The 14,329-nt window shown below is 47.6% G+C and carries 10 protein-coding genes; 6 read left to right on the top strand and 4 right to left on the bottom strand.

The annotated features are described in order from the left end of the window. The first annotated feature begins 116 nt into the window (after positions 1–116). The 4 genes from K7R11_RS13635 to K7R11_RS13620 all read left to right on the top strand — a co-directional run bounded on the left by K7R11_RS13635 (position 117) and on the right by K7R11_RS13620 (position 3,042). Positions 117–1,247: an Mrp/NBP35 family ATP-binding protein gene (locus K7R11_RS13635; protein ID WP_224491450.1), complete on the top strand. Its 1,131-nt coding sequence runs from the start codon at positions 117–119 to the stop codon at positions 1,245–1,247. A gap of 2 nt (positions 1,248–1,249) precedes the next feature. Beyond that, the gene (locus K7R11_RS13630; protein ID WP_224491300.1) at positions 1,250–1,489 is read left to right on the top strand and encodes a NifU family protein; all 240 of its coding nucleotides are present in this window, start codon (positions 1,250–1,252) and stop codon (positions 1,487–1,489) included. Positions 1,490–1,590: 101 nt separating this feature from the next. Then, positions 1,591–2,643, top strand: a complete 1,053-nt coding sequence (locus K7R11_RS13625) for an NAD(P)/FAD-dependent oxidoreductase (RefSeq protein WP_224491299.1) — start codon at positions 1,591–1,593, stop codon at positions 2,641–2,643. A gap of 78 nt (positions 2,644–2,721) precedes the next feature. Next, positions 2,722–3,042, top strand: a complete 321-nt coding sequence (locus K7R11_RS13620) for a 2Fe-2S iron-sulfur cluster-binding family protein (RefSeq protein ID WP_224491298.1) — start codon at positions 2,722–2,724, stop codon at positions 3,040–3,042. 41 nt (positions 3,043–3,083) lie between these two features. Here K7R11_RS13620 and K7R11_RS13615 read toward each other — a convergent pair whose 3' ends face one another. Next, positions 3,084–5,228, bottom strand: coding sequence for an outer membrane protein assembly factor BamB family protein (locus tag K7R11_RS13615; protein ID WP_224491297.1), 2,145 nt, complete (start codon positions 5,226–5,228; stop codon positions 3,084–3,086). A 1-nt stretch (position 5,229) separates the two neighbouring features. Continuing rightward, entirely contained in the window at positions 5,230–6,126 is an 897-nt protein-coding gene (locus K7R11_RS13610; RefSeq protein ID WP_224491296.1) for a metallophosphoesterase, read from the bottom strand. A gap of 323 nt (positions 6,127–6,449) precedes the next feature. Here K7R11_RS13610 and K7R11_RS13605 point away from each other — a divergent pair, with 323 nt between their 5' ends. Then, positions 6,450–8,810 carry a GAF domain-containing protein gene (locus tag K7R11_RS13605; RefSeq protein WP_224491295.1) on the top strand — a complete coding sequence of 787 codons (2,361 nt, stop codon included), beginning with the start codon at positions 6,450–6,452 and terminating at the stop codon, positions 8,808–8,810. Positions 8,811–8,854: 44 nt separating this feature from the next. Here the strand turns inward: K7R11_RS13605 and K7R11_RS13600 are convergent, their stop codons facing one another. Continuing rightward, positions 8,855–10,036, bottom strand: coding sequence for a Pycsar system effector family protein (locus tag K7R11_RS13600; protein WP_224491294.1), 1,182 nt, complete (start codon positions 10,034–10,036; stop codon positions 8,855–8,857). A 56-nt stretch (positions 10,037–10,092) separates the two neighbouring features. Between K7R11_RS13600 and K7R11_RS13595 the strand changes: the two genes are divergently transcribed. Then, positions 10,093–13,791, top strand: a complete 3,699-nt coding sequence (locus K7R11_RS13595) for a metallophosphoesterase (protein ID WP_224491293.1) — start codon at positions 10,093–10,095, stop codon at positions 13,789–13,791. Here K7R11_RS13595 and K7R11_RS13590 read toward each other — a convergent pair. Beyond that, the gene (locus K7R11_RS13590; RefSeq protein ID WP_224491292.1) at positions 13,781–14,329 is read right to left on the bottom strand and encodes a pyridoxamine 5'-phosphate oxidase family protein; all 549 of its coding nucleotides are present in this window, start codon (positions 14,327–14,329) and stop codon (positions 13,781–13,783) included. The two genes, K7R11_RS13595 and K7R11_RS13590, sit on opposite strands and share 11 nt — an antisense overlap.

The raw sequence follows: 14,329 nt of genomic DNA, 5'->3' as shown, positions 1-14,329 counted from the left end.
TTACCCGATAAACGCAATTGATACACCTGCTTTTATTATGTGACCTTTAAAGTGTATCTTTGCAATTTAGAATGAGTTTAAAAAAGAAACTTTAAAAATTGCCAGGAAAAGATTCCATGAAACTGAACAAGAAAGATATTATTGCCGCTCTTGAAACCATCTCAGCTCCCGGAGAGGGGAAGAACATGATCGAAAGCGGAGCTGTAACCAATGTGGTTTGTTTCGGAGACGAAGTGGTGGTAGACATCACAATAAACAACCCGAGTTTACAGGCAAAAAAGAAGACCGAAGTTGAGATCCTGAAAACCATTCACGATAAGGTTTATCAAAAAGCCAAAGTGAAGGTCAATGTCAAAGTGGAGGCCCCGGAGAAACCTCAGATAAAGGGTAAGTCCATTCCGGGCATCAAGAATATCGTTGCTGTGGCCTCAGGAAAAGGAGGGGTAGGTAAGTCTACCGTCACGGCAAACCTGGCGGTATCTTTAGCCAAAATGGGCTTCCAGGTAGGTTTACTGGATGCCGATATCTACGGTCCCTCCATGCCTATTATGCTGGATGTTGACGGACAACGGCCCCTTGCGGTTAACGTAGAGGGAAAATCAAAAATGAAACCGGTGGAGAATTACGGGGTAAAGATCCTCTCTATCGGGTTTTTCACCCAGCCCAACCAGGCGGTGATCTGGAGAGGGCCAATGGCGGCGAAAGCACTCAATCAAATGATCTTTGATGCCGATTGGGGAGAACTGGATTTCCTCCTCATCGATCTTCCCCCGGGAACTGGAGACATCCACCTGAGTATCATGCAGGCCCTTCCTATTACCGGATCGGTAGTGGTTAGTACTCCTCAGAATATCGCGCTTGCTGATGCTAAAAAAGGAGTTGCGATGTTCCAGCAGGAAAGTATCAATGTGCCCGTGTTGGGTATTGTTGAGAACATGGCCTATTTTACCCCGGAAGAATTACCGGACAACAAATACTATATATTCGGAAAAGAAGGCGCAAGGAACCTGGCCGCTGATCTGGAAGTGCCTTTCCTTGGAGAAATCCCCATTGTTCAGAGCATAAGGGAAGCAGGCGACTATGGAAGGCCTGCCGCCCTGCAAACCGCTACCCCGATGGAATCTGCCTTTGAAGAACTTACCCGGAATATCGTTCGGGAGGTAGTGCGCAGAAATGATCAACTTCCTCCAACCGAAGCAATAAAAATAACCACCATGGCCGGATGCGCTGCCGTTAACAAAAAATAAACATGACCTCTGAAGAAATTAAGACCAATGTAGAGAAAGCGCTTGATGAGATCAGGCCCTTCCTGCAGAATGACGGGGGAGACATTTCCCTGGTTGCCATTGAGGACGACAAGTTCGTAAAGGTAAGACTGGAAGGTACCTGCGTAGGATGCGGTGTAAACCAGATGACCCTTAAAAATGGGGTGGAGATGACCATTAAAAAGTATGCTCCCCAGATCGAACAAGTAGAGAACGTTAAGTAATTCAATACCCTGCTATGGAGGGCGCGTCCTGTCTGGATCTGAAAGTCCGTGGTTAACCTCCTTTGACCAGCCAGACCTTACAGGCCCTAAATGATTTATTTATGATTAAAACAGATATCTTAATTATAGGAGCCGGCCCAACGGGACTTTTTGCCGTATTTGAAGCCGGATTGTTAAAGTTGAAATGTCATCTTATCGATGCCTTACCTCAACCAGGGGGGCAATGTGCAGAGATCTATCCTAAGAAACCCATTTACGATATTCCCGGTTTTCCGGAAGTGCTGGCAGGCGACCTGGTGGACAATCTCATGGAGCAGATCAAGCCCTTTGATCCCGGGTTCACCCTTGGAGAACGTGCCGAAACCATCGAAAAACAGGAAGACGGCAGTTTTATTGTAACCACCAACAAGGGCACAAAACACCATGCCCCGGTGGTGGCTATTGCCGGCGGACTGGGTAGCTTTGAACCCAGGAAACCCCTGCTGGAGAATCTCGATAAATTCGAAGACAAAGGGGTGGCCTATATCATCCGGGACCCTGAGGTCTACAGAAACAAAAAAGTGGTTATAGCAGGCGGAGGAGACTCTGCACTGGACTGGAGTATTTTCCTGGCCGATGTGGCAGCAGAAGTAACCCTGATCCACAGACGGAATGAATTCCGCGGCGCCCTGGATTCAGTGGAAAAGGTGGAAGAGCTCAAAAAACTGGGCAGGATCAACCTGATCACCCCGGCAGAGATCACCTCTCTTCAGGGTGGAGATCACCTGGAAGGGGTTACCATTAGCAGGGAAGATGAGGAGATCTTCCTGGAAACCGATTATTTCATTCCCCTTTTCGGTCTTTCTCCAAAACTGGGACCTATCGGAAACTGGGGACTGGAAATCGAAAAGAATGCCATCAAAGTAGACAACACCCTGGATTACCAGACCAATATCCCAGGTATTTATGCCATTGGAGATGTAAACACCTATCCGGGTAAGCTTAAACTTATCCTTTGCGGATTCCACGAGGCCACCCTGATGTGCCAGAGTGCCTATAAGCGTATCTACCCCGATAAGCGTTATGTCATGAAATACACCACCGTGAGCGGGATCGATGGCTTCGACGGCAGCCGTAAGGAAGCCGAAAAGGCCGTGATCAAATCGATCAACTAAGCCCCGGTTTACAATATCCTTTCAAGCCCTGTTCATCAGGGCTTTTTTAATTACTTTTGCTTTTATTTTACAGATACTATGTCGGATATCAACATCAAGATCACAGACCGGGAAGGAAAAGTACATGAGGTGCTGGCTCCTACCGATATGGGCATGAACCTTATGGAACTCTGCAAAGCCTATGAACTTCCTGTGGAAGGCACCTGCGGAGGGATGGCCATGTGTGCATCCTGCCAGATCTATGTACATACCGATCATACGCTTCCCGAAATGAGCATGGATGAAGACCTGATGCTTGCCGAAGCTTTCCATGTGAAGAACAACAGCAGACTGGGATGCCAGATCCAGATCACAGAGGAGCTCGAAGGCCTGGAGATCGAGATCGCTCCTGAGGTGTAGCCCTAACCACCTAACGCGAAAGATCCTTAAAACGTTTGGGGTTATTGACTCTTCGCAACATCCGGAAGGGCAAAGGCGAGGATCTGGTTCCCTGACGGGGTCCCCAATTTTTCTCCTCCACAAGCCACTACGATATATTGGCATCCATTAACAACATAGGTGGCAGGGGTTGCAAATGCCGGTGCAGGAAGTTTATACTTCCATAACAAAGTGCCATTATGCCTGTTGAAAATCCGGAAGTAACCATCCCTGCTGGCCGCTATGATCAACAGACCATTCGCTGTTATTACTGGTCCGCCATAGTTTTCAGTTCCGGTGGGCTGAGCAACCGCCATATCGACCCGATCTTCCTCTCCGAAGGGGATCCTCCAGAGATACTCACCCGTATTCATATCTACAGCACTTAGCGTACCCCAGGGTGGAGAAATTGCCGGCAAACCATTGGCATCCAGAAATTTCCTGTACCCCATATGCCTGTATCTTTGACCTGTTCCCGGAGCTGGATCCTCACGGATCACCTCCTTTTTATCGCCCCCACTCTGACCTCCTATAAAAGCATACAGATCTGTTATCTCTTTATCCTTGAGCTGTGGGTATCCCGGCATCATTCCCTTTCCGGCAGTCAATAATTCACGGAAAGCATTTAAGGTGAATCCCCGGGAGACATCCTTAAGTTCCGGATAACCACTTTCGGGAATACCCTCCAGGGAATTCAGATGACAGGCTGCACAATACATTTGATACAGTTTCGCTCCCGAAGAGATCAAAGGACGATCCTCGGAGGCGAGGTCCTTCAGCTGATGTATCCATGCCATTTCATTGGAATTGATGTATAAGATCCCGTTTTCTGGGTCTGCTCCGGCCCCTCCCCATTCGGCTCCGCCATCATATCCTGGCAATAAAAGCACCGGAGAGGTATTTCCCGGCGCATACCACCGGCGATCTGTGGTTTTAAAAAAACGCAGTAAACTATCCCGGTCCGGAGCGTAAGGGCTGATATCATTTTCTGTAAGCTCATACGCCTGCCTTGCGAAAGGCCTGGGTTTCACGGGCCTTGGCTGAGTAGGCCAGCTCACTTCCCCCGACAGTTCGGAAACGGGCACCGGCTGTTCTTCCACCTCAAATAAGGGCACTCCGGTAACGCGGTCAAAGAGGAAAATATCTCCCTGTTTGGTGATCTGTGCCACTGCAGGAATCGGTTTCCCGTCCCGCTTCACTGTGATCAGGTTGGGAGGGGCCGGCAGATCCCGGTCCCAGATATCGTGATGGGTAAACTGGAAGTACCAGAGGAGCTTTCCGGTTTCTGCTGAAAGGGCTAATAAGCTGTTGGCATACCTGTTATCTCCCGGCCTGTCGCCCCCGAAAAAGTCAGGCGAAACACTCCCGGTGGGAACATATACGATACCCCTTGCCTGGTCAAGGGCCATTCCGGCCCAGCTATTGGCACCTCCGATACCATTATTCAGGTAGGCCTCCTTATTATCCCATGCCTCATAGCCCGCTTCTCCGGGATATGGCAGGGTATGAAAGGTCCATTGTATTTCCCCTGTTCTTACATCGAAAGCCCTGATATCACCGGGAGCTGCATCGGCACCTTCTCCCACCCTAACCGGCATGATGATAAGGTTCCTGTACAGGGTTCCGGGGGTGGTCGAAGCAATAAATTTATTCCTGGCCACTGCAGGCAATCCATTGTGAAGATCGATGCGCCCATTTTTTCCAAACGCATCTACAGGCCTTCCCGTTTGCGCATCCAACGCATAGAGATAAGGCCCCAGGGCCACCAGGACTCTTTCAGCACCGTCCTCCCCTGTCCAATAAGTGATTCCCCGGTGCGTACTGTGCCAGGTTTGGGTGGTATCTTCGAACCTCCAAATTTCTTCTCCGGTTGCCGCATCCAGGGCAAAGGGACTTACCCGGGCATCTACCCCAAAAAGCTTCCCATTTTGAATAACAGGATTCATCTGCATCTGTCCGCTATCGGGAGCATAATACCTCCATGCCACCCTGAGCTCCTCCACATTATCAGGAGTTATTTCTGCCAGGGTGGTATAGTGATTTCTGTCTGCTCCCCCGAGGTAAGACTCCCATGCCAAGGTGTTCCCCTTTTCTTCCATAGAGGTGGGGTTTGGCTGGCAGGAATGTAGCCCGGCAAGACAAAGGATAACGTAAAAGGTGGATTTCATATCAGTAGGTTTCGTATGCTGAAATATGCCTTGGGCCTTCCAAAAGATTTCTTTTTACCTGCAGATACCCTTCCTCGGTAGTATCAAAACTCCAGCGAATAAGGCTGAGCTCCCCCTCGGTTAGCTCCAGCCCGGTAATACTTCGCGGATGCACACAACTACCGTCGTTAAACAATGCCGGCTCTCCGGGCTCCGGAAAACGCGGGCGATGGGTATGCCCGATCACTGTGATCATATTGCCCCTGGAGGCGATCCATTTCTTGGCGCGGCGTTCTACCTTAAAAAGCTCCTTATTATTCTTAGCCGGACTGGTAGGATCGGAGATGCCAACTACCTGAAGAGGTTTCCACAACACCCTCACCATAAAGCGGGCCAAAGGCCACATTACATAATTAAACCAATCGGCCTGGTGGCCGTGAACCAGAAATATCTCCTTTCCGGTTACAGTGTGCTTCAGAATGATCGCTTCATGGATCTCCAGACCAGGCATAAATGGCTCCTCCATCCGGGTCTGAGGATTCAGCCAGTTCTCATAATGCTTTTTAACCACTTTAGGATTTTTATACACAATATCGTGATTGCCATAGAGCATATGCAACCTGCCCTGATCATAGAAATCCTTCATCAGGAAATAGATATTCTTATGGGCCTCAAACAAGTCTTTGAACCGCAGGTTTTCCCATAATTCATCCCCATCCCCAAGCTCGATATAGGTATACCCCCTTTTAAAATATTGTTTCAGGGCGTGATAATAGATGTTGCGCTTATTGGCAAATTCATCAGCGAAGCTGTTATCACCCCGATGACAGTCGCTAAAAAAAATGAACCGTGAAGTGTCGTCAAACGGAATGACCTTTGCGTTCTGATACGCCATGTTCATTCTTTTTATGGTAGACATTTGGCGAGTTATTTATTATGTGATTTCCCGATATTCAAGCTGAAATCCACTGGCAATGGAAAATCGCTATAAAAAGATCGGCTAAGACGAACATTCTTTAACAGAAAGATACAAAAGTTAAACCAGAGTATTTTTTCAAAATACAGGCGAAGGATATTTAAAGGATCAACCCCCCCATTCAACTCCGCACAACTTGCCGTTCGGGAATTGCATGGAGTTCACCATTCATGCATTTCACCGATAAAAACTCCATTTAAACCTTAATGACGGAAGTTTAAAAGTCCAGTTAAGACAAAGTATGCCTTATCACGTATTTTTGCAGTATGAAGAAAGCACTACTCCAGGAGTCGCCCCTGACCATGAAGATCAGCTTTAATTTGCTGATGCAAAGTTATGAAGTCCAGGTAAAGGAATCTTCGGATCCGGATGCGGTGAGTCATGCCAGAAAGGTACTTGCCCTTGGAGAAAAGTACCCGGAGCTAAGGGAGGGAATAACCGACCTGGAAAGACTACAGGAGTTAAAGCCTGAAATTGATCTTATCCTAAGGGATGCATTTAGTCCCATTTTAACACATAACGAGATCAAAACAGCGGGCATTCCATTTGAAGGGCTTACCTTCAAATCTTCCAGACGCTTTGATGCTATTATAGGTGACACTCCTGAAGAATTTGAACTCGATATCAGAAATATGCCGGAAGGGCATATTTACATCATGGCCTGCAGCGTCATTCTAAAGGCGCATTACGGGGTAGATGTACAGTTCAGAAGACCTTTGTACTTTGACATTCCCGATCGCAAGGGTGTTATGAAGCACTACCGGATCACCTACAATGCCGATTTCGTAGAACTTCATCCTACCGAAAACGCACGTGAACTCAGCCCAAAAGACATTGACGAACTCATTGACGGTTTTGACGATCTCGACCTCTGGAAAGAAAAATTCCCACCTGGAAGCTGGGTCTTTAAGGGGTTTGTGATCTCCAATTTGTTCGATGTTACCCTGGACAGCGCAATATCGGAATTAAAAACATGGTTACTAAATACCAATTCCAACCGGTTCATGGGATTGCAGATCTTTCAAAACATTTTTCAATCCCTATTCAATGTGGAAGACCTTCAGGTGGGATTCCTGAATTATGACGAAGACCTGGATGTCTTCGAGAAGGTCAACAAAGACACCCCGTGTTTCATGCTGCAGGGCGTTAACAAAAACTGTGAATCGGTCATGTGCCAGCGGTTCAGGGAGAACATCCTGAAAAGGCACGACTTTTTTGCCATATCAGACATTGAGAAATACTACCGTGTTTCCGGCCAGAAAGAGCCCTATGCCTCCTACTGGAAACAAGGTTTCAACAGTGTGATCCTGGCTCCCATTGCCCATAACGATACGCTTATAGGGGTACTGGAATTGCTTTCACCCCAAAAAAAGGCCCTGAACAGCGTGAATGCCAACAAGCTTATTGATGTGATGCCATTTATCGTTGCTGCCGGGATCAGGACCAAACAGGAAAAGAAGAATGAGATCGAAGCGGTCATCCAAAACGAATACACCTCACTTCACAAAAGCGTGCGATGGAAATTCGTAAAAGAAGCCAAGCGATACCTTCAGGAACAAAGAGAAGGAAATCCGGCTTCTCTTAAAGACATTACCTTTAAGGATGTCTATCCGTTATACGGCCAGATCGACATTAAAAACTCATCGGTGGCCCGTAACGATGCAGCCAAGAAGGACCTTGGCGACCAGCTTAAAGACCTGAAACTTCTTTTTAAGGAAGCATTTAACACCCAGGGACTACCCATTTACGAGGAATATATTTTCCGGATGGAAAAACATCTCAAAGAGATCAACAGCCATTTCAGAACCAACTCTGAACAGGTGATTTTCGAATTTATTCAGGACGAAATACACCCGGCCCTGGAGGCCGTGGAAACACTCAACAGCAGCTTAAAGAAAAAAGTAGAGGTATACCGGAGTCACCTCAATGAGCAGCTGGGATTGTATTATTCTGCGAGGGAACGGTACGATCAGACCGTAAAAAGGATCAACAAGGAAATGGCCAGGGTGATCGATCAGAAACACGAAGAAGCTTACCAGATGTTCCCCCACTATTTCGAACGTTATAAAACAGATGGGGTAGAGCATAACATTTATATAGGGCAGTCTATAGCCCATTCCAGAAAATTCACAGAGGTCTATCTACAGAACCTCAAGCTCTGGCAACTCCAGACCATGTGTTATATGGAAAATGTATACTACAACCTGAAACCGGAACTGGATATGGATCTGGACGTCACCTCTTTGCTTCTGGTGCACAATACCCCATTATCGATACGTTTCAGGATGGATGAAAAACACTTTGATGTGGATGGCACCTATAATGCCCGCTATGAGATCATCAAGAAAAGGATCGATAAGGCCTACATAAAAGGCAGCAAGCAGCGCATCACACAACCTGGAAAAATAACCATTATCTATTCGCAGAAACAAGACGAGATCGAATACCTCAGATACATACGCCTGCTTCAGTCTAAGGGGATCTTATCCAATGAGATCTCCCTGCATGAGTTGGAGGAACTTCAGGGTGTGAGTGGATTAAAAGCAATTTCTGCAGGAATGCTTTACACCAGGGAAACCGGGAAAGACCTGATGAGCTTTGAGGAGCTTATGAAAGAGCTATCCTAATCCAAAAATTGAGCCTGGTAATAAGTGTAACCAGTTCCAGAGGTTCAGGCCACGTAACGCGCATAAGCCAGGACAAAGGCAATAACCGATATAATGGTTCCGATGAGGAAAACGGTGTAGGTGGTACGCAATAATTTGTATTTGCGGGCGAGAACTTTTCCAAGATAGTACAGGTCCCTTGTCAGGGCCTCGTAGATATCATCATTGTTTCGGATCAGGTCATTCAGGGCCGCCTCGTACCTGTCGTATGGCATGCTGTAAAATGTACCGAAGAACAACAGGTTCACCTTCTTATCCTTCAGATCTTCTTCTGTAAAACGCCCTGTGGTTACATTGGGCCGGGTAGACATGATCGCGAAAATAATAGAGATCACGCTGAAAAGGAGCAACACCATCGTAGGTAACACCAGGAATTTATTGCTGGGGTTATCCAGTTTCGGGATCAGATTGGAAAGGGCCACCGATATAATAATGGCATTTACAGAAAGCAGGATGTTCGCCTTGGTATCGGCTATAGAACTCAGCCGAAGATGATTGTTCAGGGCAATCCTGTACATGGTTTGTACTCCGCGATCGGAATGCTGATATTTGTATTTGGCCTTAATCTTTTCTTTTTTCTCCCTTTTGATCTCCTTTTTTTGCTCTTCCAAAAGAGCCTTGAGATTTTCATCTTTACCTTCCTGCCAGTTCGCTGCAGCATAAGGGGTATAATAATGATGGCTTTTGGACAATAACCTGATATTTTCTGTACGCCAGTCCTTAACCGAATAATCTGCCTGCCCGGTAAGCTTGAGTTCCTGCCGTAACAATTCGGTGGTATCTACATAAGAGGGGCGGGATAGATGTGAACAATCGGCATCGCGAAGAATCTTTTGAGGAAGGGTTTCCGGGGTATTTCCCAGATCCGTCGCCATCACGATATCACACACATGAGCAATACGCTTCGGGCTAAATCCCGCTTTGCTCAGGTAATCCCTGGCTATCTCGCAGCTCCTGGCCTCATGCCCTAAAGCCGCATCTGCGTAACCGGCATCGTGGAACCACGCGGCCAGCAGGATATCTTCCTTATCGGCCTCCGTTAATTCCGGAGTGTTTTCAATAAGAACTTTCGTATTTTTAACTACCCGTTGCGTATGCCTCAGATTGTGATACAAAAAGTTCGGATCCAACTCTTCAGACAGGAGGTCTGTAATATAAGCTTCGGCTTTTTGTACGAGATCAGTCATGCAGATGGCAATTTAAAAGAGTTATAATATTACGAAATTATTAGATAAACCACTCCATGAATAAAGGTACTGTCCTGTTGTTCGCCGGACTATTCGTCCTTTTACTTTCCTGCGCTACCCATGAATTAAAGGTAAGCGAAACTGCCCTACCGGCGGCTACCGCAAACCAGACTCCGGTTAGACGGGTGTTTCTTCTTGGGGATGCGGGAAATTCAGCATTTGGAGAGCAAGCCCCCGGCATCATTGCCTTTAAGCAGGGTATTTCCCGTGCCGGTGCGAACGATATCGCCATCCTGCTGGGAGACAACATCTACGACAAAGGTATGCCCGGGAAAGGACACCCCCAGCGAGCTCTTGCCGAACATCGTCTGCGGGTACAACTGGAGGGGATGAAAGATTTTCCCGGTAGAATAGCCGTGATTCCCGGGAATCACGATTGGTATTTTGACGGCTTGGAAAGCCTCGAAGAACAACAGGAATTCGTTGAGCAATACCTTGATCGCAAAAACAGCTTTCTCCCTGAAAACGGATGTGGGTTAACAGAGGTTGATATCGATGATATGGCGCACCTTATTGTTATTGACTCTCAGTGGTTCCTTGCCGATTGGGATGAACACCCCACCGTGAATGACGATTGTGATATCAAAACCCGGAAACGCTTTTTTACTGAATTCGAGAGCGCCCTTAAAAAACAGGAAGGAAAAACGGTGATCATTGCCATTCACCACCCCATAGACACCTATGGACCTCACGGGGGATACTTCGCGGCAAATAAACATTTGTTTCCGTTCCAGAAAAAGATCCCACTGCCCGGAATAGGAAGCCTGATAGCCCTGTTGCGGCAAAACGGCGGGATATCGTCACAGGACCTTCAAAACAGCGCCTACAGGGATTTTACCAATCGGATAAAGACCATTATACGGGAAGCCCCTGTTAAGGCTGTTTTTGTTTCAGGACATGAGCATAACCTGCAATACATCGATGGTGGGTTTTACAGGCAGATCGTTTCGGGTTCAGGATCCAAAACCTCAGCAGCAAAACTCACCAACGAGGCCGATTTTACCTATGGCCAACAGGGCTATGCTGTTCTTGACTTGTACAAAGACGGCTCCTCCGCCGTTCATTTTTACGATCAGGGTTCCCCTGATACACCGGTATTCACTGCCGGGGTATACCAGAAGCGAAAGTCGGTGACTCCACTAACCCTTCCGGTTGCATACCCGGATTCCATTGCTGCTTCGATCTACAGCGAAGATGCCTACGAGGTATCAGACCTGCATCGCACTACCTGGGGTGAACATTACAGGGCCTTGTACGGAATAAAGGTAAAGGCCCCTGTTGGCAGGCTGGACACCCTTTACGGAGGGCTTACCCCCATACGTATGGGAGGCGGGCATCAATCTGAAACCCTTAGATTAAAAGATACCCTGGGACGGGAGTTTAATATGCGGGCCTTAAAAAAAAGCGGGGTTAAATTTCTGCAAACAGTAGTGCTCAACGATAAGAACCTGGGAACAGATGACCTTACCGGGACCCTTCCGGACCGGCTTCTGATGGATTTCTTTACTGCAGCCCACCCCTATGCGGGGTTTACCATACCCGTCCTGTCCAGGGCCGCCGGGATCTACCACACCAATCCGGAGTTGTTCTACATCCCCAAACAGGAGGCGCTGGGAAAATACAATGAGGCCTATGGCGATGCATTGTATATGATCGAAGAGCGGCCGGACGATGCGCACTCGGGCAACCCGAGTTTCGGGACTCCTGACCAGATTGAAAGTACCGACAAACTATTCGAAGAACTAAGAGAGGATGAAGAAAACCGCCTGGACGAAGCGGCCTACCTCAGAGCGAGGATCTTTGACATGCTTATTGGAGACTGGGACCGGCATACCGACCAATGGAGATTTTCTGAGTTTCATATGGACGACCAAAAGATCTACCGCCCCATACCCCGTGACCGCGACCAGGCCTTTTCCGACTTTGATGGTGCCCTGCTCTCCACGGCCAGAACCCTCTCTGCTCCTGCACGGATGGTCCAACGTTATGAACCCGAACTGAAAAATATCGAATGGTTCAATATTGAGCCTTTACCCATGGACCGCGTTCTGATACAGCAAAGTACACGGGAAGATTATCTCAGGGAAGCCAAACACCTTCAAGAAACCTTAACGGACGAGGTGATCGGGCAGGCGTTTGCCAAAATGCCAAGGGAGATCCGGGAACATTCCAGCACCGAGGAGATCATTCGCATTCTCAAGGAAAGGCGGGATGGATTACTGACTATTGCCAATGACTATTACGACCTGCTTTCGGAGCTTGTCGTGCTCCGGGGAACGGATAAAGATGATCACATCCTTGTGGAACGGATGCAGGACAAAAAAACCCGAATTCTCATCAGACGCATAAAGGACGGGGTTCCTGCAGACACCCTGGTCAATAAGGTTTTTGACGCCAGGGAAACCAGGGAGTTATGGATCTACGCCCTGGATGACGATGATGTAATTGAAGTAACAGGCAATTTTAAACCAGGAATACTTGTCCGCCTTGCAGGGGGACAGAACAATGATATTTATAAGATCGCCAATGGAAAAAAAGTAAAGATCTATGATTACCGAAGCAAGCCCAATACCATCGCCTATAACAAGGGAGCTTCTGTAAGGCTTACTGACCGTTATGATCTCAATCACTTCGATTTCAATAAAAACAAGAGCAACACCCCATCGCTCTTCCCTGCTGTTGGATTTAATCCGGATGCCGGTATCATCGTAGGGGCTGCATTCTCACTAACCAACCTGGGATTTGAAAGAAACCCTTTCACCAGCAAACACAATATCGGCGGGTTTTATCATTTTGCAACCGATGGATTTGAACTGAATTATGACGGGGAGTTCGCCGGAGTATTCAAGGCTGCTAATCTTATCGCAGGGACCCGGTTTACCAGTCCTACCTTCACCCGTAATTTCTTTGGCTTTGGCAGTAATACTGAAAACAACGGGGCGGAATTGGGATACGATTATTACCGGGTAAATATGAGCCGGATGAGCGCCTATGGGGGAATATCAGACCGATCCAAATACGGAAGTACCTGGAAGGCCGACCTGGCATTTGAAGCCTTCGAGATCGAAGAAAACAACGACCGCTTCCTGGACGACTATAACAACACTCCCGAATTTTACGACTGGAAGTTTTATCTAAGCCTCAACGCTGACTACAGTTTTGAAAATTATGACGAACCCTTGAACCCACGAAGAGGAATGCTTTTTAACCTGGCCACGGGATATATCGCTAACCTGCAGGAATCCGGAGAAGATGTTTACTATTTAAAACCAAGGCTTTTGATGTACCAGAATATCACTCCGGACAAAGCCCTTGTGCTTAAAACCAATATCGCAGCCCATTTGAATATTGCGAATGACCTTACCTTTTACCAGGCAGCAACCCTTGGGGGCAATACAGGCTTAAGGGGGTACCGTATCAACCGGTTCACTGGCAGAAATGCCCTTGTTTTCAACGGGGATCTCCGGTACAATTTTAAACCTTTCAAAACCGGATTTCTTCCCCTCCAACCCGGAATATATGGAGGGTATGACTACGGAAGGGTTTGGCACCCCAATGACCCGTTCAACAGCTGGCACGACTCCTGGGGAGGAGGGGTATATGCCGTAGCGGGAAAGATCCTTTATCTGGATCTCAGCTTTTTCTTCTCAGACGAAGACCAACGGTTCGGGTTTGGATTTGGGGTTAATTTTTAACGGGTAACCCGGTTTCTGCCCCATCCAGAGAGATCAGGTTCTTATTCTTCCAGTAGGCTTGAATTCCCTCTTCACCCAATTCTTCGGCCCAGGTACGAAGTTCTTCCCGTTCCCCCTGGTACTCCATAAACGGAACACCCATTCCACAAGAAGTTTGCACGAGATCAACTTCAACATCAAAGAGTTGCCGTGTACCTGCAATATCAGGGAAAAGACCGATATGCTCCTGGAATTCGCTATCACCGGGATGATAGACCCTTGCTTTACCATAGAGTCTTAGTATCATGGGAGCACCCTCAAAGGCACAGAACATGATCGTGATCCTGTTCTTTTGCAGTAAATGAGCCGCTGTTTCGTTACCGCTTCCGGTAAGATTAAGCCACATGACCCGATTGGGGCCCAGAACCCGGAATGCATCCATACCCTTGGGCGATACATTTACCCTGCCATCCTCCATAGCGGTTCCTGTAAAAAACAGCTTTTGCTTTGCGATAAAATCAGAGATCCTGGGCGTGATCTCTTTCAACTTCTTTCCCAT

The organism is Robertkochia flava (assembly GCF_020166515.1).
GTDB lineage: Bacteria > Bacteroidota > Bacteroidia > Flavobacteriales > Flavobacteriaceae > Robertkochia > Robertkochia flava.
This window is presented reverse-complemented; position numbering and strand designations above follow the sequence as displayed.

What these genes read in the sequence shown, in the direction of transcription:
- K7R11_RS13635 (WP_224491450.1), top strand. Translation starts at nt 117, where the DNA reads ATGAAACTGAACAAGAAAGATATTATTGCCGCTCTTGAAACCATCTCA.
- K7R11_RS13630 (WP_224491300.1), top strand. Translation starts at nt 1,250, where the DNA reads ATGACCTCTGAAGAAATTAAGACCAATGTAGAGAAAGCGCTTGATGAG.
- K7R11_RS13625 (WP_224491299.1), top strand. Translation starts at nt 1,591, where the DNA reads ATGATTAAAACAGATATCTTAATTATAGGAGCCGGCCCAACGGGACTT.
- K7R11_RS13620 (WP_224491298.1), top strand. Translation starts at nt 2,722, where the DNA reads ATGTCGGATATCAACATCAAGATCACAGACCGGGAAGGAAAAGTACAT.
- K7R11_RS13615 (WP_224491297.1), bottom strand. Translation starts at nt 5,228, where the DNA reads ATGAAATCCACCTTTTACGTTATCCTTTGTCTTGCCGGGCTACATTCC.
- K7R11_RS13610 (WP_224491296.1), bottom strand. Translation starts at nt 6,126, where the DNA reads ATGTCTACCATAAAAAGAATGAACATGGCGTATCAGAACGCAAAGGTC.
- K7R11_RS13605 (WP_224491295.1), top strand. Translation starts at nt 6,450, where the DNA reads ATGAAGAAAGCACTACTCCAGGAGTCGCCCCTGACCATGAAGATCAGC.
- K7R11_RS13600 (WP_224491294.1), bottom strand. Translation starts at nt 10,036, where the DNA reads ATGACTGATCTCGTACAAAAAGCCGAAGCTTATATTACAGACCTCCTG.
- K7R11_RS13595 (WP_224491293.1), top strand. Translation starts at nt 10,093, where the DNA reads ATGAATAAAGGTACTGTCCTGTTGTTCGCCGGACTATTCGTCCTTTTA.
- K7R11_RS13590 (WP_224491292.1), bottom strand. Translation starts at nt 14,329, where the DNA reads ATGGGAAAGAAGTTGAAAGAGATCACGCCCAGGATCTCTGATTTTATC.